Source organism: Amycolatopsis sp. NPDC089917 (assembly GCF_040684635.1).
Lineage (GTDB): Bacteria > Actinomycetota > Actinomycetes > Mycobacteriales > Pseudonocardiaceae > Amycolatopsis.
The window spans coordinates 15,668-36,529 of sequence record NZ_JBFBGL010000048.1; the positions used below are offsets into that span (position 1 = coordinate 15,668).

Sequence of the window (20,862 nt, forward strand, 5' to 3'; positions counted from 1 at the left end):
TGCGGAACCGAACTATATGCAGACCGGTTCCTCGCCTCGGGAACCCTGGTAATCTTCCCGGCGTCGGATTACGCAGGGTGCATCGGGAGACGCGCCTTGTAGCCACGGGAGGGGCACATGACGACGGTGACTTCAGGGTGGCTTCGGCCATTCAGCGGGGATCGGTTCGAGACGGCAGAGGTGCATGGCCGTGTCTGACGAGACGCCGACCTATGAACCGGGAATCCGCTGGAACGACGCTCTCGGTATCGCCGCCCGTCCCACCGGAGGCTCATACGGGACACCTGTCGCGGAAGGCGCGGGGTTCAAGTACGACGAGGCGACCCTTCACGAGCTGGCGAAGGAGTGGTTAGACCTGGCCAAGGAGTACAAAGCTGACCTGAACCAGGCGGAGTACCTAGCCAAGGCGAAGGGTCCGGGCGAGGAATACGCGAGCAAGAACAACGCTGGCATCACCCAGCAGTCTGGCACCGCACTATCGGACGCACTGAACCAGCGCATCGCGTACTGCGAGAACATGGCGAACAAGTACGTGACCGCGCTCGGCAAGTACGCCACAGAAGAAGACCATGCCACCACGGTCCTCAATCAACAGCCGAAGGGCATCCTCTGATGCGACGCTCCATTGTCCTTGCAGCTGCTGCCACGCTTGTCCTCTCCGCGTGCTCGTCCCCAACCAACAACGGCACACCCACGCCCACAAGCGGATCGAGTCCGGGCCCGTCCGGCTCGACTGCTCAGACGCCCGGTCCCGACGTCCCCAAAGTCGCCGAACCCCTCAATCTGACCCAGGTGAAGCAGACCCCCTGCAACGCGCTCACCAACAAACAGGCCGAAGAACTTCTTGGATCCAACGCAGTGCCCAAGGAAAGCCTTGACGGCGCAGCAGGACCTTCCTGCATGTGGTCCATTCCAGCCACGTCCCGCCCATTGGTCGACGTGATCTTCGGCAGGTCCCCGGACGGTGGCACCGCAAGTGTCTACAAAGCGAAAGGGGGGACCTACAAACTCGTCGAACCACTTGCATCGGTTGACGGATACCCCCTGACTGTCTACGGCACAAAAGACGAGCGCCCTTCAGGCAAGTGCTCAGTGGCATTAGGGGCCAGTGACACAGAAACCATCGGCATCGTGGCAGAACAGTCCACGACCAACATCGGCAAGAAGGACCCCTGTGACGCCGCGCGCGAAGCGGCGATCAGGGTCCTCGCCACCATCCGAGGAGGCAACTGATGGTCGCCGAAGGACCGCTCACTGCCGCCCAGATCTACGAACAAGTCACCGGGGGTGAAGGCACCGCCTCGCTGTCCGATGCCCAGCAAGGTGCCTACAACCTGGCCCAGCGTCACCAAGAACGCATGCAGCGGCTCACCAAGCTCGCCCAGAAGACCGCCTCCGGCTGGCAGGGTGGTTCCGGCGACGCTGCCGTAGCCGCGACGAAGCCGCTCGTCGAGGCCGCGATGGACGACGCGATGCATCTCTCCGTCGCCCAGAACGCCATCACCGCGCAGATGGGCGCGTTCGGGTCGGCGAAGAACTCGGTCAAGCCGGTTCCGCCCGAGCAACCCGCCCCGACGGCCGAGGATGTCAAGGCTCTCATGGGCGGCGGCGGTCAGTTCGGGTACTGGGACAGGGTCAAGAGCTACCAGGCCGACAGCCAGCACAACATCGACACCTTCGCGACCTACCACTCGGCCAGCACTTCCAACGGCGACGAGTTGCCCGCGCAGTACGCGCAGCTCACCGACCCCGGTGGCAGCGTCACCCTGGACGACGGCAGCTCCGGGAAGCCTGCGGTGAAGGGGTTCGGCGGGGGTTCCGACAGGCACGATCCCGGCATCAGCGAGCCCTATGGCCGACCGAGCGGGCCAAGTGGACCGAGCGGGCCGGGCAGCGGCGACCCGGGGCAGGGGCCTCGCCAGGGCGGGCCCACCGACAGCGGCCCGCAGCCCGGCCAAGGCCCCCAGCCAGGTCAGCACCTGCCGGGCCACCATCAGCAGCCCGACGACGGGACCCGCGCAAGTTCGTATACGCCGCCCCAGACCACGCCGGTCGTGCCGCCGGCGGCGAACCTCGACTTCGGGCCGAACGGCCGACCGCCCACCTCCTACAACCCGCCCGGCACGTTCCCGCCCGGGTACGGCCCGTTCGGCCCAGGGACCGGAGGACCGGTGACCGGCGGGCCGGGAACGAGTGACCCGGGGGCCGGTGGCAAGACACCAGGCGTGTCAGGAGGCGGCTTCCGAGGAGGAGTCCCCGGTGGCACGGCGGGACAGCCCGGGATGGGTGGCCGCAGCGGCGCCGGGACGCCGGGTGAAGGCATCGCCGGGCGTGGCGCGGCGGGGTCCGCGGGGGCCGCGGGGGCCGCCAGCCGTGGCGGCGCGAACGGTATGCCAATGGCGCCCGGCGCGAATCGCGGGAAGGGCGAGGACGACAAGGAGAAGAGGGCTCCGTCGTACCTCCAGAACCCGGATCCGGACGAGACCTTCGGTGGCTACACCGAAAAGCCGACGCCGCCGGTGATCGGCGAAAAGAAGAGCTAGCACCACAGTCCCAGGGGAGGGAGACACGTGGTGCTCGCGCGCCCGGTCGAGATCACGCTCGACACTTTGTTGACCGCGTTCCGTCACGCCGGTTGCGGAGATCCGCATCTGATCTTCGCGGGCGGCCTGCGTTACGTCCCGCCGTCGTCGCGCAACGGCGAGGACCGCTCGGCGTTCGAGGAGCTCGGCGGGCTCGGGTTCACCGAGGGCAAGCGGTTGACCAGCGGCTTCGAGGACGTCCTGCACATTCTCGACCGGCCGAACACCGAGTACTACGCGACGACGCGGACAGAGGAGGAGCAGTACAGCGTGCTCGTGGCCGTGCGCGGGCGGGCAGCGGTGACGGCGATCTGCGAAGGCGATCGAGTGTGGTTGAAACGCGTGCGGACGGCCGACCGCGCGGCGGCGCTGGTGATGAACCTGCCCGAGTATCCGCCGGCGCGGTTCGCGCCGTTTTCCTTGCCCCAGGACGATTTCAAGGCCGACGCGGGAAACGAGCTCTACGACGAAACCGCGTCACGAAGCCGGGAAGCCCGGCGGTTGGACGAGGTCTTCGAGCAGCCGTATTTCGGCATCGGGTTCTTCGCCGCGGCCAAGCGCGCTGACGGAGGCAGACGCACCGAGGCCGTCGACGGTCTGACGTATCTGGACCTCGACGCCGGCCGGGTGGCCATGCACGTGACCGGTCCGCCCCGGAACCGGTACGTCACCGTTCTCCCCGGCGAACCTGTTCTCCTGGCCCAGAAAGTCGCCGCGCTGCGGGCGAGCCTCGATCACTGACTCGATGAACCGCACCGACCGAGCCGGGTCCAGCGCCACCGCGTCCACAGTGGACTGAAGGTACGGTTCGACATCGGCGGGCCGGTGCAGGATCAGCCCGTATCTCCGGCGTTCCTGGTACACCAACGACCGGGTGCCGCCAAATTCCAGCAAGACGTAGGAATCGCCGGGATATGCTCCAGCCGCGAAGGGGATGACCCGCAGGTCGATGTTGGGGCGCTCGGCCATCGCGACGAGGTGTCGCAGCTGGTCCGCCATCACTCGCGGCCCACCGACCCGACGGCGCAGCGCCCCTTCGTCGATGTAGGCGACGAACCTCTTTTGCCCCAGTATCTTCTGCCGCTCGAGAGCTGCGGGAAACTCCGACGCCCGTGCGTAGGACGGGGTTCGCAGCAGACCGGGCAAGAGGATCGTTCCGAATTCGACGATCTTGGTGGCCTCCTTTTCGAACTGAGCCAGGACTTTCCTCTGGAGCGACACGTCGCCGAACCACCAGCGCCCGGTGTCGCGAGACAGGATGAGCAGCGCGTCCCGCCGCTCCCCGGTGACCCGGTAGACCGCGAGCAGTGCCGAGACCTCTTCGGCGGACGCCGCTCGCGCTCCGGTTTCGATCCGGCTGATGGTCGATTGGGACCACGCCAGTCTGTCCGCCACCTCGGTGGCTGCCAGTCCGGCCGTCCTTCGCGCGTCTCGTAGTCCTTCGGCGAGCGCCCTCGCCTGGGGCGTGGGTTTCGGCTTCGGCATCGCTCCCCCTCTCCAGGCGAGCACCCTGACCGTTGCGCTCCGGCAAGTCATTCGCCGACGTGGGCGACTTCGCGGATCGCCGCCGAGATGGCGCCGAAGTCCTTCTTCAGCAGGGCGCCGTGGTTGCTGCCGACCTTCGCGCTCACCTTGATCTTCGGGTTGCGCTCGGTCACGGCGTCCAGGCTGGTCCGGATCTGCTCCTGCTCGTCCCCCTTGCTGCCGAAGGAAGTTCCCGAGGCGACGACGTAGCGTGTCTGGACGGTGATGCCGTCGAGCACCGGGCCCAGCGCGGACTCCCGCGAGAGCTTGCCCAGTTCGATGTTGCTCTCCGCCTGCTCCGCGGCGGACATGCGCGGCGCGAGACCGGTCGGGCGCAGCAGCGGCATGAACAGGTTCAGGCGCTTGAACAGCTTCCGGATCCGCGCCTCCATGGCGTCGTCCAGCCAGTCGTACGGGAAGGCGCCGTCGACGAGGACGGTGCCGAGCGTCCGCTCCGGGTTGTGGGCGGTCCAGTGCGCCGCGACGACCGCGCCGTAGGACCAGCCCACCACGACGGCCTTCTCCACTCCCCTGGCCGCGAGGACGGCGTCGACGTCGCGGACGGCGGCTTCGAAGGAGTAGTCGGCCGAACGCCCGGACTTGCCGCGCGCCCGCTCGTCGAAGGTGATGTGGCGGAAGTCCGTGCCCAGGTCGGCGAGGATCCGCTTCCAGTAGCCCTGGGTCGCGAACTGGCCGTTGAGGTAGACGACCGGGATGCCGGGGCCGCCGGTGTCGGTGACGGCCAGGTGGGTGTCTTCGACGGGGAGCATCCCGGTCCAGGAGGAGGAAGTCATGGGAGAACTATCGCGGCCCGGCCTGACACCGCCCTGACGTCGCTCTGACACGGAAAGGCCCCCTCACGACAGCGAGGGGGCCTTCCCGGAAAGCGGGGACTACTTGAGGGCGAAACCGCCGGAGCCCGCCCAGTCGAGGGCGAACGCCGGGATCAGGCCGAGCACCAGCGTGACGATGACGCCGAGCGTGATCGCCGTCGTGGTGAACGCGCCGGGCACGGTGACGGTCGGACCGTCGGGAGCCGGCTCGGAGAAGTACATCAGCACGATCACCCGCAGGTAGAAGAACGCGGCGACGGCGCTGAAGATCAGGGCGACGACGACCAGCGGCGCCATCCCGTCGGACAGGGCCGCCGAGAACACCACGAACTTGCCGACGAAACCACTGGTCAGCGGGATACCGGCCAGCGCGAGCAGCAGGAACGTGAACACGCCCGCCAGCACCGGTGACCGCTTCGCCAGCCCCGCCCAGGCGGACAGGTGCGTCGCCTCGCCGTTCGAGTCCCGCACCAGCGAGACGACGCCGAACGCGGCGAGCGTGGTGAAGCCGTAGGCCAGCAGGTAGAACAGCGTGCTCGACAGGCCTTGCTCGGTCATCGTGATCGCACCGATGAGCAGGAACCCGGCGTGCGCGATGGACGAGTAGGCGATCATGCGTTTCACGTCGGTCTGCGTCAGGCCGAGCACCGCGCCGATCAGCATCGAGAGGATCGCGACGCCCCAGAGCACGCCGCGCCATTCCCAGCTGGTCGACTCGAAGGCCACCGAGAACACCCGCAGGATCCCGCCGAACGCGGCGACCTTGGTGCAGGCGCCCATGAACGCGGTGACCGGGGTCGGCGCGCCCTGGTAGACGTCCGGGGTCCAGGTGTGGAAGGGACCGACCGAACCCTTGAACAACAGGCCGACCGCGAGCAGCCCGAGCCCGGCGAACAGCAGCGTGTCCGACCGGTCCGAACCGGCGGCCGCGTTGGCGATGTCCGACAGCTTCACGGAGTTCGCGTAGCCGTAGAGCAGCGCGAGACCGTAGAGGAAGAACGCCGACGAGAACGCGCCGAGCAGGAAGTACTTGACCGCGGCCTCTTGCGAGAGCAGGCGACGACGCCGGGCGAGACCGCACATCAGGTACAGCGGCAGGCTCAGCACTTCGAGCGCGATGAACATGGTCAGCAGGTCGTTGGCCGCGACGAACGCCATCATGCCGCCGAGCGCGAACAGCGTCAGCGGGAAGACCTCGGTCTGCATGCCGGTGGTGCCGACCTGCGCGCGGTCCTGGATGGTGCCGGGGCGGATACCGGCCTGCGCGACGAACGCGCCGCCCGGTTCGACCGAGCGGTCCGCGATCAGCAGCAGCGCGCCCAGCGCGAGCGCCAGCAGCGTGCCCCACAGGAACAGCGACGGCCGGTCGACGGCGATCGAGCCGCTGAAGGTCGTGACACCGCCCTTGGGCGCCGACGAACTGGCGTACCAGACCAGGAAGACACCCGCGGCCCCAATCCCGACCAGGGACAGGAAGACCTGCGACGGCCACCGCATGTGCTTGGGCAGGAAGGCCTCGAACAGCACGCTGACACACGCGGCCCCGAGGATGATCAGGATCGGCGTGACGGCGAAGTAGTCGATCGACGGCACCTGCACCGGTGGCGCCTGAGTCAAGAAGAGCACGGTTTACTTGCCTCCCTGCACGGACGACAGCGTCGCCTGCACCGACGGGGTGATCGTGTCGAGCACCGGCTTCGGATAGAACCCGAGCGCGATGATCAGCACGACCATCGGCGCCAGGATCGCGATCTCCCTGCCGCCGAGGTCCTTGATGGTCTTCTTCGCCCCGAGTTCCGGGGCGATGGCCGTACCCGGGCCGCCGCCGGCGCCGATCAGGGCGTCACCGCGGACGGGGCCCTGCATGACGCGCTGGTAGAGCCAGAGCACGTACGCCGCGGCCAGCACCATGCCGACCGTCGCGATGATCGTGTACACCGGATAGTCCACAAAGGACCCCAGCAGCACCAGGAACTCGCTGACGAAGGAGTTCGTGCCGGGCAGGGACAAGGTGGACAGACCGGCGATGAGGAGCATCCCGCCGAGCAGCGGGGTCACCTTCGCCATGCCGCCGTAGTCGGAGATCCGGGTGGATCCGCCGCGCATCACGATGAGGCCGACGACCACGATCAGCATGCCGGTAGCGAGGCTGTGGTTCAGCATGTACGACACCGAGCCGACCATCGCCTGCTCGTTGAAGGTGAAGATGCCGAGCGCGATGAACCCGAAGTGGGCGATCGACACGTAGGCGATGAACCGCTTCATGTCGCGCTGGCCTGCCGCGAGGATCGAGCCGTAGAGGACACCCGCGACGGCGAGCACCAGCACCCACGGCGCGAGTTCCTTGCTGGCGTCGGGGAACATCGGGAGGCAGTAGCGCAGGAACCCGAACGTGCCGACCTTGTCCAGCACGCCGACCAGCAGGACCGCGACGCCGATGGGCGCCTGGCCCGCGGCGTCCGGCAGCCAGGTGTGGAACGGCACCAAAGGGGCCTTGATCGCGAAGGCGAGGAAGAACCCGAGGAACAGCCAGATCTGCGTGCCGGTCGGGGCGTCACGGACGACGGTGACCAGCGTGGCCCAGTCGAAGGTGCCCTTGCCGAGCTTGTCCGACGCCAGCGAGTACGCGCCGATCGCCGAGGCCAGCATGATCAGGCCGCCGAGGAACGAGTACAGGAAGAACTTGACCGCCGCGTACTGCCGGTTCGCGCCGCCGTAGCCGCCGATCAGGAAGTACATCGGGATCAGCATGATCTCGAACAGCACGTAGAACAGGAAGACGTCGGTCGCGGCGAACACCGCGATGGTCAGCGCCTCCTGCACCAGGATCAGCGAGAGGAACCCGCCCGCCGAGCGCCCGGCCGGGAGCTTGTCGGTCAGGCCCAGCGCGCCGACCACGATCGGCACCAGCAGGCCGATGACCGCGATCATCACCAGCGCGATGCCGTCGATGCCGAACGAGATGTGGATGCCGAAGTTCGGGATCCAGTCCATCGACGTCTTCTGCTGGATCCGGTCCCCGGCGGGCGCGTAGCTCGCCCACATCGGGATCACCAGCAGGAACGTCAGGATCGACACCACGAGCGCGGTGAGCGTCGCCAGGCGGTCGTTTTTCTTCATCCCGGCGACGACCGCCGCACCGAGCAGCGGCAGCAGGATGGATGCGAGAACCCAGGTCATCAGGAGAACCTCACCAGCAGGAGTGCCGCCAGAAGCAGGAATGTGCCGCCCAGCATGGACAGGGCGTACGAGCGGACGAAGCCGGTCTGCAGGCGGCGCAGGCGCCCGGATCCGCCGCCGAGCCCGGCGGCGAGGCCGTTGACCGCGCCGTCGACCCCGCGGTTGTCCACGTAGACCAGCGCGCGGGCGAGCCAGGTGCCCGGACGGGCGACCAGCGTCTCGTTCAGGGTGTTGCCGTAGAGGTCGTTGCGCGCGGCCTTGACCACGGCGGAGACCCGCTCGGGGCGTTCCACCGGGACGTCCTTGCGGCCGACGAACAGCCACGCCGCCACCGCGCCGAGTACGGACAGCGCCACGGTGAGGATCGGGACCAGCGCGTGCGGGATGACGCTGTGGCCACCCTCTTCGAGCGGGCCGACCACCGGCGAGAGCCATTCGGCGAACCGGTCGCCGAGGGCGAAGAACGCGCCGGCGCCGACCGAGCCGACGGCCAGGATGATCATCGGCCACTTCATCACCGCAGGAGACTCGTGCGGGTGGAAGTCGCGGCCATCGCTGGACTTGATCTCCTTCCAGCGTTCCTTGCCGAAGAAGGTCATCACCATCAGGCGCGTCATGTAGAACGCGGTGAGCCCGGCGCCGAGCAGTGCCGCGCCGCCCATCACCCAGCCGCGCCAGCCGCCCTGGCTCAGCGCCGCTTCGATGATCGCGTCCTTGGTGAAGAAGCCCGAGAGCGGCGGGATGCCGATCAGCGCCAGGTAGCCGAGCGCGAAGGTCCAGAAGGTGACCGGCAGGTGCTTGCGCAGCCCGCCGTACTTCCGCATGTCGACCTCGTCGTTCATGGCGTGCATGACCGAACCGGCCCCGAGGAACAGCCCGGCCTTGAAGAAACCGTGCGCCACCAGGTGCATGATGCCGAGCGCGTAGGCGATCGGCCCGAGGCCGACGGCGAGCATCATGTACCCGATCTGGCTGACCGTGGAGTACGCCAGGACCTTCTTGATGTCGTCGTACGCGCAGCCGATGACGCACCCGATCAGCAGCGTGACCGTACCGACGAGGGTGACGATCAGGCGGCCGTCCGGAGTGGCGTTGAAGATCTCGTGCGCGCGGGCGACCAGGTAGACGCCGGCGGTGACCATCGTCGCGGCGTGGATGAGGGCCGAGACCGGGGTCGGGCCCTCCATCGCGTCCGGGAGCCAGGCCTGCAGCGGGAACTGACCGGACTTACCGCAGGCGCCCAGCAGCAGCAGGATCGCGATGGCGGTGATCGCGCCGGTCGGGATCTTGTCGATCGCGCCGAAGACCTCGGCGTAGCCGGTGCTCCCGACGTACTTGAACATCAGGAAGATCGCCAGCGCGAGCCCGACGTCGCCGACGCGGTTCATCAGGAACGCCTTCTTCGCCGCGGTGGCCGCGGACGGGCGGTCCTGGTACCAGCCGATGAGCAGGTACGACGCGAGGCCGACGCCTTCCCAGCCGAGGTACAGCGTCACGAAGCTGTTGCCCAGCACCAGGATCAGCATCGAGGCGACGAACAGGTTGAGGTAGGCGAAGAACCGCGAGCGGTCGCGATCCTCGGCCATGTAGCCGATCGAGTAGAAGTGGATCAGCATGCCGACGCCGGTGATCAGCAGGACGAACGTCAGCGAAAGCGCGTCGATCCGGAGCCCGAAGTCGACCTGCAGCGCCGAAACCGGGATCCACGAGAACAGCTTGACGTCCGCGATGGACTTCGTGTCGGCCGTGAAGAACAGGATCAGGCCGTAGACGAAGGACAGTGAGACGGTCGCACTGCCGAGGAGGTGTCCCCAGCCCCGAGCTCGTTTACCGGCCAGCAGAAGAATGAGGGCGCCGAGGGCAGGGAAGGCCACCAGCAGCCACGATGATGCGGTCAACTCCGTGCTCCCTTAGTACTTCAGCAGGTTGGTGTCGTCGACCGAGGCCGAGCGCCGGGTGCGGAAGATCGCCATGATGATCGCGAGACCGACCACGACCTCCGCGGCGGCGACGACCATCACGAAGAACGCCATCACCTGACCGTCGAGCGACCCGTTGATCCGGGCGAACGTGACCAGGGACAGGTTCGCCGCGTTCAGCATCAGCTCGATGCACATGAACACGACGATCGCGTTGCGGCGCACCAGCACCCCGACCGCGCCGATGGCGAACAGCAGCGCGGACAGGAGCAGGTAGTACGTCGGGGTCATTCCTTCTCCCCTTCAGACTTGCCGACCAGAGCGTGGGCGTCGGGGCCTTCGCCGGACCCGGCCACCTGCTTCCGCTCGGTTTCCAGCTGCGAGGCCGAAGTCGACTCGATGATCTCCGAGAGCGACTCCGGCGCGATCGAACCGTCCGGCAGCAGCGCCGGGGTGGCGACCGAGTTGGCCGTCGCGAAGACACCCGGGCCGGGCAACGGCGAAGGCCGGTCGTGCTTGCCGGTGAACCGGTCGACGACGAGTTCCTTCTGCGACTTCTTGCCGCCCTTGGCGTGCCGGTCGGTGAACGCGAGCACCATCGCGCCGAGCGCGGCGGTGATCAGCAGCGCCGACGTGAGCTCGAACGGGAACAGGTACTTGGTGAAGATCAGCCGTCCCAGCCCGCCGGGGCCACCGCCGTCGAGGTTCGCCGGGTCGCGCGGCAGCGCCGGGGTGACGTTCGCCAGCGCGCGGGCGAGACCCGCGGCGAGCAGCCCGCCGACGCCGATGCCGAGCAGGGTCGCCATGACCCGCTGCCCGCGCAGCACTTCCACGACCGAGTCCGAGCTCTCCCGGCCGACCAGCATCAGCACGAACAGGAACAGCATCATGATCGCGCCGGTGTAGACGATGATCTGCGTGAAGCCGAGGAACGGCGCCTGCTGGATCATGTACAGCGCGCCGAGGCACAGCATCGTGAGGACCAGCCACAGCGCCGAGTGCACGGCGTTGCGGGAGAAGATCATCCCGAGCCCGCCGAGCAGCGCGAGCGGGCCGAGCACCCAGAACGCGATGGTCTCGCCGGTGGTGATCCCGGCGGAGACGTCCGGCGCCTGGGCGAGGAGAGCCGTGATCACTTGACGGCCTCCGTCGATTCCGCGGGCTGCTTGCGCGCCAGCTCGGGGCCGTTCACGTAGTAGTCCTGCTCGTTCTCGCCCAGCCGCATCGGGTGCGGCGGCTGCTCCATGCCGGGCAGCAGCGGCGCGAGGAGGTCTTCCTTCGTGTAGATCAACCGCTGCCGGTCGTCGTCGGCCAGCTCGTAGAAGTTGATCATCGTCAGGGACCGGGTCGGGCAGGCCTCGACGCACAACCCGCAGCCGATGCAGCGCAGGTAGTTGATCTGATAGTCGGCGCCGTACCGCTCACCGGGCGAGAACCGTGCCTCTTCGGTGTTGTCGCCGCCTTCGACGAAGATCGCGTCCGCCGGGCAGGCCCACGCGCACAGCTCGCAGCCGACGCATTTCTCCAGCCCGTCCGGATGCCGGTTGAGCTGGTGCCTGCCGTGGTAGCGCGGCGCCGCGGGGGCGCCCGCCTCCGGGTACTCCTCGGTGGCGACCTTCTTGAACATCATGCCGAAGGTGACACCGAAACCCTTGATGGGATCAAGAATCCCCATCGCCGGCCTCCCTTCCACTGGAAACCGCCGCGGGCTTGCGCTTGGCAGCCCGGGCTTCGGCCTTCGCGAGGGCCTTCTGACGCGGAGTGTGCTCCGGGACCTGCAGGTCGAGCGGCGGCACGGGGAACCCGCCGCCGGTCACCGGGACGTAGTCCTCTTCCGGGATCTTCTTGTCCGGCAGCAGCAGGCTCAGGATGACGACGACGAGGATGAGCGCGCCGCCGCCGATGAGGATCTGCGGCGTGGACAGCCCGCCCGAGTTCTTGATCGCGCGGACCGTGACGATCACGACGATCCAGACCAGGTTGACCGGCACCAGGACCTTCCAGCCCAGCCGCATGAACTGGTCGTACCGCAGCCGCGGCAGCGTGCCGCGCAGCCAGATGAAGCCGAACAGCAGGATGAACAGCTTCGCGGTGAACCAGAGCAGCGGGAGCCAGCCCTGGTTGAGCGCGTGGTCCGCGCCGACGAACGGGAACTTCCAGCCGCCGAGGAACAACGTGGTCGCGAACGCCGAAACGATCACCATGTTGACGTACTCGGCGAGGAAGAACATCGCGAACTTCATCGAGCTGTACTCGGTGTGGAAACCGCCGACCAGCTCGGATTCGGCCTCGGGGAGGTCGAACGGGGCGCGGTTGGTCTCACCGACCATGGAGATCAGGTAGATCACGAAGCTCGGCAGGAGCAGGTAGAAGTACCAGCCGGTCTGCTGCGACTCGACGATCGCCGAGGTCGACATCGAACCCGAGTAGAGGATGACGCCGACGATGGACAGGCCCATCGCGATCTCGTAGGAGATCACCTGAGCCGCGCTTCGCAGGCCGCCGAGCAGCGGGTACGGCGATCCGGATGACCAGCCGGCCAGCACCAGGCCGTACACGCCGATCGAGGAGCAGGCCAGGATCACCAGCACGCCGACCGGCAGGTCGACCAGCTGGAGCACGGTCTTCTCACCGAAGATCGAGACCACCGGGCCGAACGGGATCGCCGCGAGAGCGATCAGCGCCGGCACCGCGGAGATCACCGGCGCGAGGAAGTACACCTTGCGGTCGGCGGTGTCCGGGATGATCTGTTCCTTGAACGGCAGCTTGATCGCGTCCGCGAGGGACTGCAGGTAGCCGCCGGGGCCGACCCGGTTCGGGCCGGGACGGTTCTGCATCCGGCCGACGGCCTTGCGCTCCCAGACGATCAGGAAGATCGTCAGGATCGGGCCGATCAGCAGGATGACGACCGTCTTGAGCAGGACCAGCCACAACGGGTCGTCCGCCAGCAGCGCCGCCCGCTCGGCGGCGTCCGGCATCTGGCTGAGCAACGGAGTCACTTCTCACCTCCGGTGAGGTTGACGGCCGAACCGTGCCCCGCGCCGAGGGCGGCGCGGACGGCCGAGCCGTCGGAGTTGCCCGGGAGCCACACGACGCCGTCCGGCAGGTCCGCGACCTCGATCGGCAGCGTGATGGAACCGCGTTCGGTGGAGACCTTCACGGTGGCGCCCAAGCCTTCGGCGGTCTTCGCCGAGAGCTTCGCGACGACCTCGCGCTGGGTGCCCTTGAGGTGCGGCTCGTCGTCCTGCAGCGAACCGTTGTCGATCAGCTGCCGCCAGGTGGCGAGGAGGACCTTGCCGTCACCCGCGATCGCGGCGGCCGACGCGGCCACCGGCTCGAAGGTCGCGGGCTCGGTCTTGCCGGGCAGCTTGGCCAGATCGGCGGCCGAAGCGGCCGGGGTCTGGGTGAACAGGTCGGCGTCCATCTCGACGGCGAGGGTGTCGAGCACCCGGCAGTCCGGCAGGGAGCCGGCGCCTTCGAGGGTGACGGCGAACTCGCGGCGGCGGCCTTCCCAGTTCAGGTAGCTGCCCGCCTTCTCGACCGCCGGAGCGATCGGGAGGACGACGTCCGCGTGCTCGGTGACCGCGCTGTGCCGCAGTTCCAGGCTCACCACGAACTTCGCGTTCTCCAGCGCGCGGCGGGCCAGGGCCGGGTCCGGCAGGTCGTCCGGGTCGACGCCGCCGACGAGCAGGCCGTCGAGGTCGTTGCCGGAAACGGCCTTGAGGATCGCGGTGGTGTCGCGGCCCGCCGTGGCGGGAAGCTCGGCGCCCCAGGCCTTTTCGACCTCGGCGCGAGCCGCCGCGTCGGTGACCGGACGGCCACCCGGCAGCAGCGTCGGCGCCGCGCCCGCCGCCAGGGCACCGCGTTCACCCGCGCGACGCGGGATCCACGCGAGCCGGGCGCCGGTGCGCTCCACCAGCCGGTGCAGGGCCGAGAAGAGACCGGGGACCTCGGCGGCGCGCTCGCCGACGAGGATCACCGCGCCCTCGGAGGTCAGCGCCTGGTCGACGTCCTGCGCGTGCTGCGCGATGCCGTCGATCGCGGCGGCTTCAGCACCCGGCGCGCAGGCCAGCAGTTCGCCGAAGGTCTTGCGGACCGAGGAGGTGGTCCACTGTCCCAAGTGGACGACGCGGGTGCGGTTCTTGCGGGCCGCCTTGCGCAGCCGCAGGAACACGATCGGCGCCTCGTCCTCCGGCTCGAACGCGACGCACAGCACCGTGCGCGCCCGCTCGATCTCGCCGAAGGTGACGCCGCTTTCCGGCGTCGTCCCGACCACGTGCGACGCGAGGAAGCTCAGTTCCTCGGCCGAATGCGGGCGGGACCGGAAGTCGATGTCGTTGGTGCCCAAGGCGATCCGCGCGAACTTCGAGTACGCGTAGGCGTCCTCGACAGTCAGCCTTCCGCCGGTCAGCACCGCGGCGCCCTTGCCGTCGCGTGCCTTGGCCAGCCCTGCGGCGGCCGCGCGCAGCGCGTCGGTCCAGGAAGCCTCGGCCAGCACGCCGTCGGCGTCGCGGACCAGCGGACGGCGGATGCGGTCGTCGGCGGTGGCGTAACGGAAGGCGAAGCGGCCCTTGTCGCAGAGCCACTCTTCGTTGACCTCGGGGTCGTCGCCCGCGAGCTTCCGCATGACCTTGCCGCGGCGGAAGTCGGTCCGCTCGGCGCAGCCGGACGAGCAGTGCTCGCACACGCTGGGCGCGGACACCAGGTCGAACGGCCGCGAACGGAACCGGTACGCGGCCGACGTCAGCGCGCCGACCGGGCAGATCTGGATGACGTTGCCGGAGAAGTACGACTGGAACGGCTGGCCCGACGTCGTCCGCGAGGCCAGGTCCAGCACGTCCGCGGTCTCGGCGGTGCCGATCTGCTGGTGGGCGCCGCGTTCGAGGAGCTCGATGAACGGGTCGCCGGCGATCTCGCGGGAGAACCGGGTGCAGCGCTGGCAGAGCACGCAACGCTCGCGGTCCAGCAGCACCTGCGAGGAGATCGGCAGCGGCTTCGCGAAGGTCCGCTTCGTGTCGACGAAGCGGGAGTCCGCGCGGCCGTGCGCGAGCGCCTGGTTCTGCAGCGGGCATTCGCCGCCCTTGTCGCAGATCGGGCAGTCCAGCGGGTGGTTGATGAGCAGCAGCTCCATCACACCCTGCTGGGCCTTGTCCGCGACGGCCGAGGTCAGCTGGGTCTTCACGACCATGCCGTCGGCGACCGTCATGGTGCACGAGGCCTGCGGCTTCGGCATCGGGCGGCCGCCCATTTCGACCTCGACCAGGCACTGGCGGCAGGCGCCGGCCGGGTCGAGCAGCGGGTGGTCGCAGAAACGCGGGATGACCGTGCCGAGCCGTTCGGCGGTGCGGATCAGCAGCTCGCCCTTGGGCGCGATGACCTCTTCGCCGTCGATGACCAGCTTGACGTGGCCCTCGGGGACCGGAGTCTCCTCCGCGGCCGTCCCGGGCTTGTCGGGTGCGATCGTCATGCCTGCGCCCCCACCAGTTCCTGCTCCTGCTTCGGAGCCTTGTTCTTCTCACACAACGCCAGGAACTCGTCCCGGAAGTACTTGATCCCGCTCTGGATCGGCGAGACCGCGCCGTCGCCGAGGGCGCAGAACGAGCGGCCGAGGATGTTGTCGCAGACGTCGAGCAGGGTGTCGATGTCCTCTTCGGTGCCCTTGCCCTCGACCATGCGCTCCAGGATCTGCGCCAGCCAGTACGTGCCCTCGCGGCACGGCGTGCACTTGCCGCAGGACTCGTGCTCGTAGAACTGCGTCCACTTCATCACGGCCCACGGCACGGAAACGGTCTCGTTGAAGACCTGCACGGCCGTCGTGCCCAGCATCGACCCGGCTTCCGCCGCGCCCTCGAAGTCCAGGGGAACGTCGAGGTGTTCCTTGGTGAACATCGGCGTGGACGAACCACCCGGCGTCCAGAACTTCAGCGGGACGCCGTCCTTCATACCGCCCGCCATGTCGAGCAGCTCGCGCAGCGTGGTGCCGAGCGGGCATTCGTACTGGCCGGGGTTCTCGACGTGACCGGAGATCGAGTAGATCTTCGGGCCGGGCGACTTCTCGCGGCCCATCTGACGGAACCAGTCCGAGCCGCCGTTGACGATGTACGGCGCGCTGGCGATGGTCTCGACGTTGTTGACCGTGGTCGGCGCCGCGTAGAGACCGGCGGCGGCCGGGAACGGCGGCTTGAGCCGCGGCTGGCCGCGACGGCCTTCCAGCGAGTCCAGCAGCGCCGTCTCCTCGCCGCAGATGTACGCCCCGGCGCCCGCGTGCACGGTGATGTCGAGGTCGAATCCGGAGTCGAGGATGTTCTTGCCGAGGTAGCCCGCGTCGTAGGCCTCGCGCACGGCCGCGTTGAGACGGCGGATGCAGTGCAGCGCCTCGCCGCGGACGTAGATGAAGCAGTGGTGCGAACGCATCGCGTACGAGGCGATGACGCAGCCTTCGATCAGCGAGTGCGGGTCCGCCATCATCAGCGGGATGTCCTTGCAGGTGCCCGGCTCGCCCTCGTCGGCGTTGATGACGAGGTAGTGCGGCTTGTCCTCGTTCGGCGGCATGAAGGACCACTTGATGCCGGCCGGGAAGCCGGCGCCGCCCCGGCCGCGGAGGCCGGAGTCCTTGACCAGCTGGACGATCTGCTCGGGAGTGGCCTTGAGCGCCTTGCGGATCGCGGTGTAGCCCTCAAGCGCTTCGTAGGACTGGATCGTCCAGGAGTTGGGCGAAAGCCAGCGCTTCGTGAGGACCGGGGTGATCGGGTCAGCCATTACTTTTTCTCCACTTCAGGGAGAGCTACGTCCTGCATGGCGGGCGCCGTCCAGCCACGGTCTTGCGCGACCTGCGCTCCCCGCAGGGTTTCGACGGCCTGCGAAGGACCGTCGACGTCCGTGCGGTACTGCTGCGCGTCCTCCGGGAAGAACCCGGCGAGCTGCAGTTCGGCGCCCTTGAAGTCCGTCAGCGGCGCGCCGCGCGTCGGGGCCGGCTTCTTGCCCGCCCGCAACGCGTCGACCAGCGCGACGGCCTTTTCCTCGGTCTGGTTGTCGAAGTACTCGTAGTTGACCTGGATGACCGGGGCGAGGTCACAGGCCGCGAGGCATTCGGCGTGCTCCAGCGTGATCGAGCCCTGCTCGTTCGGCGTGCCCGCGGTCTCGTTGTGCCCCAGCGGCTTCTCCTCGGAACCGAGGTGCGTCTGGAGCTTCTTGTAGATCGCGTCGCCGCCCATGGCCGCGCAGAGGGTGTTCGTGCAGACGCTCACCAGGTGCTCGCCGCACGGGCGGCGCTTGTACATGGTGTAGAACGTCGCGACCGCGCTGACCTCGGCGTCGGACAGGTCCAGGTTGCTCGCGCAGAAGGCGATGCCCTCCTGGCTCACGTACCCCTGCACCGACTGCACCAGGTGCAGCATCGGCAGCAGCGCCGACCTCGACTGCGGGTAGCGCGAGATCAGGTCCCGCGCCTTGGCGTAGGTGTCGGCGTCGAAGATGTCTTCGAGCTTCGCGTTCTCCAGGATCCCTTCCGCCTCGGCGGGATCCGGCGCGATCGCGATCACGTCGACGTCACCACCGGCGGCGGCGTGGGTCTGCTCGGCCAGGCTGGTGCCGGGCTCGGGCGTCGGTGTCGTTCCGGGCTGGGTGCTCAACGGTCCACTCCCCCCATGACGGGGTCAATCGAGGCGATCGCGGCGATGACGTCCGCCACGAGCCCGCCTTCGGCCATCGCGGGCATCGACTGCAGGTTCACGAAACTCGGTTCGCGCACGTGGACCCGAAGCGGCCTGGTGCCGCCGCCGGAGACCAAGTGCACCCCGAGCTCGCCGCGAGGCGATTCCACCGCCGTGTAGGTCTGCCCCGGCGGGACCTTGAAGCCCTCGGTGACCAGCTTGAAGTGATGGATCAGCGATTCCATCGACTGGCCCATGATCTTGCGGACGTGCTCCAGCGAGTTGCCCATGCCGTCGCTGCCGATCGAGAGCTGCGCGGGCCAGGCGACCTTCTTGTCCTCGACCATGACCGGGCCCGGTTCGAGCTTCTTCAGGCACTGCTTGATGATCCTCAGGCTCTGGTGCATCTCCTCGACGCGGATCAGGTACCGCGCCCAGCAGTCCGCGTCGGTCGAGGTCGGGATGTCGAACTCGAACTCGTCGTAGCGGGAGTACGGCTCGGTCTTGCGCATGTCCCACGGGAGACCGGCGCTGCGCAGCACCGGACCGGTGACGCCGAGCGCGAGGCACGCGTCGACCGGCAGGTACCCGACGCCCTTGAGCCGGTTGCGCCAGATCGGCTGACCGGTGAAGAGCTTGTCGTACAAGGGAAGCCGCTCATCCATCGTCTTGACGAACGCGCTGACGACCTCGTGGTAGTCGGCGGGCATGTCCTGCGCGAGACCGCCGGGCCGGATGAACGCGTGGTTCATCCGGAGACCGGTGAGGTGCTCCAGCAGGTGCAGGACCTCTTCGCGCTCACGGAAACCGAGCGTCATCGCGGTGGTGGCGCCGAGCTCCATGCCGCCGGTGGCGATGTAGACCAGGTGCGAGCCGATGCGGTTGATCTCCAGCAGCATCACGCGCAGCAGCTCGGCGCGGCGCGGGGCCTGGATGCCGAGCAGCTTCTCGACGCCGAGGCAGTACGAGAGCTCGGTCGACAGCGGCGCGAGGTAGTCCATGCGCGTCACGAAGGTGACGCCCTGGGTCCACGTGCGGTACTCGCAGTTCTTCTCGATCCCGGTGTGCAGGTAGCCGATGACCGAGCGGAGCTGGGTGACGGTCTCGCCCTCCATCTCCAGCACGAGCCGGAGCACGCCGTGCGTCGACGGGTGCTGCGGGCCCATGTTGATGACCATGCGCTCGTCGTGGCGGGAGTCCTCGATGAAGTCTTCCCAGTCACCGCCGGAGACGGTGTAGACGCGGCCTTCGGTGGTGTCGCGGGAGTCGGCGTACTCGACGGCTTCCGGTGTTTCCTGGAATTCGGTGCTCACGAGTAAGACCTCCGCTGGTCCGGCGGCGGGATCTCCGCGCCCTTGTATTCGACCGGGATCCCGCCGAGCGGGTAGTCCTTGCGCTGGGGGTGGCCGTCCCAGTCGTCCGGCATGAGGATGCGGGTGAGCGCGGGGTGCCCGTCGTAGACGATGCCGAACATGTCCCAGGTTTCCCGCTCCTGCCAGTCGGCCGTCGGGTAGAGCCCGACCAGCGACGGGACGTGCGGGTCCTCGATGTCGAGGGTGACCTCGATCCGGATCCGGCGGCGGTAGGTCATCGACGTGAAGTGGTAGACCGAGTGCAGCCGCAGCGGGACGTCGACGCCGTAGTCCACACCGGACAGCGAGCTCAGCAGTTCGAAGCGGAGACCGGCGTCGTCGCGCAGCGTCCTGGCGATCTCGACGAGGTGCTCGCGGGCGACGTAGAAGGTGATCTCGCCGCGGTCGACCGTGGTCTGCTGGATCGCGCTCGCCGGAACCTTGTTGTCCGCCAAGGCCGCGTAGAACTCGTCGGCGAATTCGTCGAACCAGCCGCCGTACGGGCGCTCCGCCGGGGGCGGGCTGTACGCGGGGAGGCGGACACCGCCGTAACCGGAGGTGTCACCGGTGCCGCGGACGCCGAACATGCCCTGGCGCTCTTTACCGGTGACGACCGGCTCGGCCGGGCGAGTGCCCTGCGGTTCGAGGCCGCCTTCGGGCCGTTCGGCGCTGGACTGCTCGCCGCCGGTTTCCGGGGATTCGGGAGTTTCTTCAGGCACGTCGCTCACTTCTTCGCGTACTTGATCGAGGAGGCGATCAGCTCGGTGCGCTCACCGCTGGCGGCACGGATCGCGGCCCGGCGGGCGTTGATCGGCTCGTCCTGGATCTTGGCGTGCAGCTTCAAGATCGCGTCGAGCAGCATCTCGGGGCGCGGCGGGCAGCCGGGGAGGTACATGTCGACCGGGACGATGTGGTCGACGCCCTGCACCACGGCGTAGTTGTTGAACATCCCGCCGGACGAGGCGCAGACGCCCATCGCCAGCACCCACTTGGGCTCGGCCATCTGGTCGTAGATCTGGCGCAGCACCGGCGCCATCTTCTGCGTGACGCGGCCGGCGACGATCATCAGATCCGCCTGGCGCGGCGTCGCGCTGAAGCGCTCCATGCCGAAACGCGCGATGTCGTAACGGGAACCGCCGACGGTCATCATCTCGATCGCGCAGCAGGCGAGACCGAAGGTGGCGGGCCACATCGAGTTCTTGCGGGCCCAGTTCACCAGGCCTTCGAGACTGGCCAGGAGGATGCCGTTGGGGAGTTTTTCTTCGAGGCCCATGCTTCTCTAGTTCCAATCCAGGCCGCCGCGACGCCACACGTAGGCGTACGCGAAACCGACCGTCGCGATGAACAGCACGATCTCCACCAGGCCGAACATGCCCAGCGCGTCCGCGGAGACCGCGAACGGGTAGAGGAAGACCATCTCGATGTCGAACAGGATGAACAGCATCGCGGTGATGTAGTACGCGACCGGCATCCGGCCGCCGCCGACGACCGGCTGCGGCGACGGTTCGATGCCGCATTCGTAGGCCGCGAGCTTCGCTTTGTTGGCCCGGCTCGGGCCGACGAGCGGGCCGAGCAGCACCGAAAGCACCGCGAACGCGAGAGCGAGGACGAACAGGAGGACCAAGGGGAGGTACATGTCCAGGTTGGGCACCTTCGAGGTGTCCGCCTGGGCCAGCACGGGCAACATCAGCACGGGGTTTTCGCCATCCTTTCCGCGCCGCTGCGGTTTTCGAGTCGGGGTTCACCGCTTCCCTCGGTCGGCACCCTAAGTCACCTGGGTCACACCGCCGAGGGTTAGGCAACCCTTACGGGCCGTGCAT

The 20,862-nt window shown here is 68.2% G+C and carries 19 protein-coding genes and 1 pseudogene; 4 read left to right on the forward strand and 16 right to left on the reverse strand.

Annotated features, from left to right (window positions below; all coding sequences use genetic code 11):
• Window positions 1–184 precede the first annotated feature (184 nt).
• Genes AB0N89_RS29230 through AB0N89_RS29245 form a run of 4 tightly spaced genes read left to right on the forward strand, consistent with a single transcriptional unit; the run spans window position 185 to window position 3,323 of the window.
• Window positions 185–613 carry a hypothetical protein gene (locus tag AB0N89_RS29230; protein ID WP_364210797.1) on the forward strand — a complete coding sequence of 143 codons (429 nt, stop codon included), beginning with the start codon at window positions 185–187 and terminating at the stop codon, window positions 611–613.
• Window positions 613–1,233 (forward strand): DUF3558 domain-containing protein, encoded by a 621-nt coding sequence (locus AB0N89_RS29235; RefSeq protein ID WP_364210799.1) that lies wholly within the window; start codon window positions 613–615, stop codon window positions 1,231–1,233. Before AB0N89_RS29230 ends, AB0N89_RS29235 begins: the two co-directional genes overlap by 1 nt.
• A complete protein-coding gene (locus AB0N89_RS29240; RefSeq protein WP_364210801.1) occupies window positions 1,233–2,543 on the forward strand; it encodes a hypothetical protein in 1,311 nt (436 codons plus the stop codon). The genes AB0N89_RS29235 and AB0N89_RS29240 overlap by 1 nt, the downstream gene beginning before the upstream one ends.
• Before the next feature lie 27 nt (window positions 2,544–2,570).
• Window positions 2,571–3,323, forward strand: coding sequence for an ESX secretion-associated protein EspG (locus tag AB0N89_RS29245; protein WP_364210804.1), 753 nt, complete (start codon window positions 2,571–2,573; stop codon window positions 3,321–3,323).
• Between the two features lie 12 nt (window positions 3,324–3,335).
• On the opposite strand, the pseudogene AB0N89_RS29250 reads toward AB0N89_RS29245, so the two are convergent.
• The 16 genes and pseudogenes from AB0N89_RS29250 to AB0N89_RS29325 all read right to left on the reverse strand — a co-directional run.
• A pseudogene (locus tag AB0N89_RS29250) lies at window positions 3,336–4,118 on the reverse strand (helix-turn-helix transcriptional regulator); the annotation flags it as partial.
• Complete coding sequence (locus AB0N89_RS29255; protein WP_364210806.1) at window positions 4,115–4,900, reverse strand: alpha/beta hydrolase; 786 nt, start codon at window positions 4,898–4,900, stop codon at window positions 4,115–4,117. The pseudogene AB0N89_RS29250 and the gene AB0N89_RS29255, both read right to left, overlap by 4 nt.
• 99 nt (window positions 4,901–4,999) lie before the next feature.
• The gene (gene nuoN, locus AB0N89_RS29260) at window positions 5,000–6,565 is read right to left on the reverse strand and encodes an NADH-quinone oxidoreductase subunit NuoN (RefSeq protein ID WP_364210808.1); all 1,566 of its coding nucleotides are present in this window, start codon (window positions 6,563–6,565) and stop codon (window positions 5,000–5,002) included.
• Between the two features lie 3 nt (window positions 6,566–6,568).
• A complete protein-coding gene (locus AB0N89_RS29265) occupies window positions 6,569–8,119 on the reverse strand; it encodes an NADH-quinone oxidoreductase subunit M (RefSeq protein ID WP_364210811.1) in 1,551 nt (516 codons plus the stop codon).
• On the reverse strand, window positions 8,119–10,017 hold the full coding sequence (nuoL, locus tag AB0N89_RS29270) for an NADH-quinone oxidoreductase subunit L (protein ID WP_364210814.1): 1,899 nt from the start codon (window positions 10,015–10,017) through the stop codon (window positions 8,119–8,121). The genes AB0N89_RS29265 and nuoL overlap by 1 nt, the downstream gene beginning before the upstream one ends.
• A 12-nt stretch (window positions 10,018–10,029) precedes the next feature.
• Window positions 10,030–10,329: an NADH-quinone oxidoreductase subunit NuoK gene (nuoK, locus tag AB0N89_RS29275; RefSeq protein WP_005151882.1), complete on the reverse strand. Its 300-nt coding sequence runs from the start codon at window positions 10,327–10,329 to the stop codon at window positions 10,030–10,032.
• On the reverse strand, window positions 10,326–11,174 hold the full coding sequence (locus AB0N89_RS29280; protein ID WP_364210817.1) for an NADH-quinone oxidoreductase subunit J: 849 nt from the start codon (window positions 11,172–11,174) through the stop codon (window positions 10,326–10,328). The genes nuoK and AB0N89_RS29280 overlap by 4 nt, the downstream gene beginning before the upstream one ends.
• Window positions 11,171–11,713, reverse strand: coding sequence for an NADH-quinone oxidoreductase subunit NuoI (gene nuoI, locus AB0N89_RS29285; protein WP_364210819.1), 543 nt, complete (start codon window positions 11,711–11,713; stop codon window positions 11,171–11,173). The genes AB0N89_RS29280 and nuoI overlap by 4 nt, the downstream gene beginning before the upstream one ends.
• Window positions 11,700–13,037, reverse strand: a complete 1,338-nt coding sequence (gene nuoH, locus AB0N89_RS29290) for an NADH-quinone oxidoreductase subunit NuoH (RefSeq protein ID WP_364210822.1) — start codon at window positions 13,035–13,037, stop codon at window positions 11,700–11,702. Before nuoH ends, nuoI begins: the two co-directional genes overlap by 14 nt.
• Window positions 13,034–15,505: an NADH-quinone oxidoreductase subunit G gene (locus tag AB0N89_RS29295; protein ID WP_364210824.1), complete on the reverse strand. Its 2,472-nt coding sequence runs from the start codon at window positions 15,503–15,505 to the stop codon at window positions 13,034–13,036. The genes nuoH and AB0N89_RS29295 overlap by 4 nt, the downstream gene beginning before the upstream one ends.
• Window positions 15,502–16,797, reverse strand: coding sequence for an NADH-quinone oxidoreductase subunit NuoF (gene nuoF, locus AB0N89_RS29300; RefSeq protein WP_364210826.1), 1,296 nt, complete (start codon window positions 16,795–16,797; stop codon window positions 15,502–15,504). Before nuoF ends, AB0N89_RS29295 begins: the two co-directional genes overlap by 4 nt.
• Window positions 16,797–17,669, reverse strand: a complete 873-nt coding sequence (gene nuoE, locus AB0N89_RS29305; protein WP_364210828.1) for an NADH-quinone oxidoreductase subunit NuoE — start codon at window positions 17,667–17,669, stop codon at window positions 16,797–16,799. The genes nuoF and nuoE overlap by 1 nt, the downstream gene beginning before the upstream one ends.
• Window positions 17,666–19,003 (reverse strand): NADH-quinone oxidoreductase subunit D, encoded by a 1,338-nt coding sequence (locus tag AB0N89_RS29310; RefSeq protein WP_364210831.1) that lies wholly within the window; start codon window positions 19,001–19,003, stop codon window positions 17,666–17,668. The genes nuoE and AB0N89_RS29310 overlap by 4 nt, the downstream gene beginning before the upstream one ends.
• On the reverse strand, window positions 19,000–19,761 hold the full coding sequence (locus AB0N89_RS29315) for an NADH-quinone oxidoreductase subunit C (RefSeq protein ID WP_364210834.1): 762 nt from the start codon (window positions 19,759–19,761) through the stop codon (window positions 19,000–19,002). Before AB0N89_RS29315 ends, AB0N89_RS29310 begins: the two co-directional genes overlap by 4 nt.
• A gap of 5 nt (window positions 19,762–19,766) precedes the next feature.
• Window positions 19,767–20,315, reverse strand: coding sequence for an NADH-quinone oxidoreductase subunit B (locus AB0N89_RS29320; protein WP_005151847.1), 549 nt, complete (start codon window positions 20,313–20,315; stop codon window positions 19,767–19,769).
• Window positions 20,316–20,321: 6 nt separating this feature from the next.
• On the reverse strand, window positions 20,322–20,729 hold the full coding sequence (locus tag AB0N89_RS29325; RefSeq protein WP_037335926.1) for an NADH-quinone oxidoreductase subunit A: 408 nt from the start codon (window positions 20,727–20,729) through the stop codon (window positions 20,322–20,324).
• Between the last annotated feature and the right edge of the window lie 133 nt (window positions 20,730–20,862).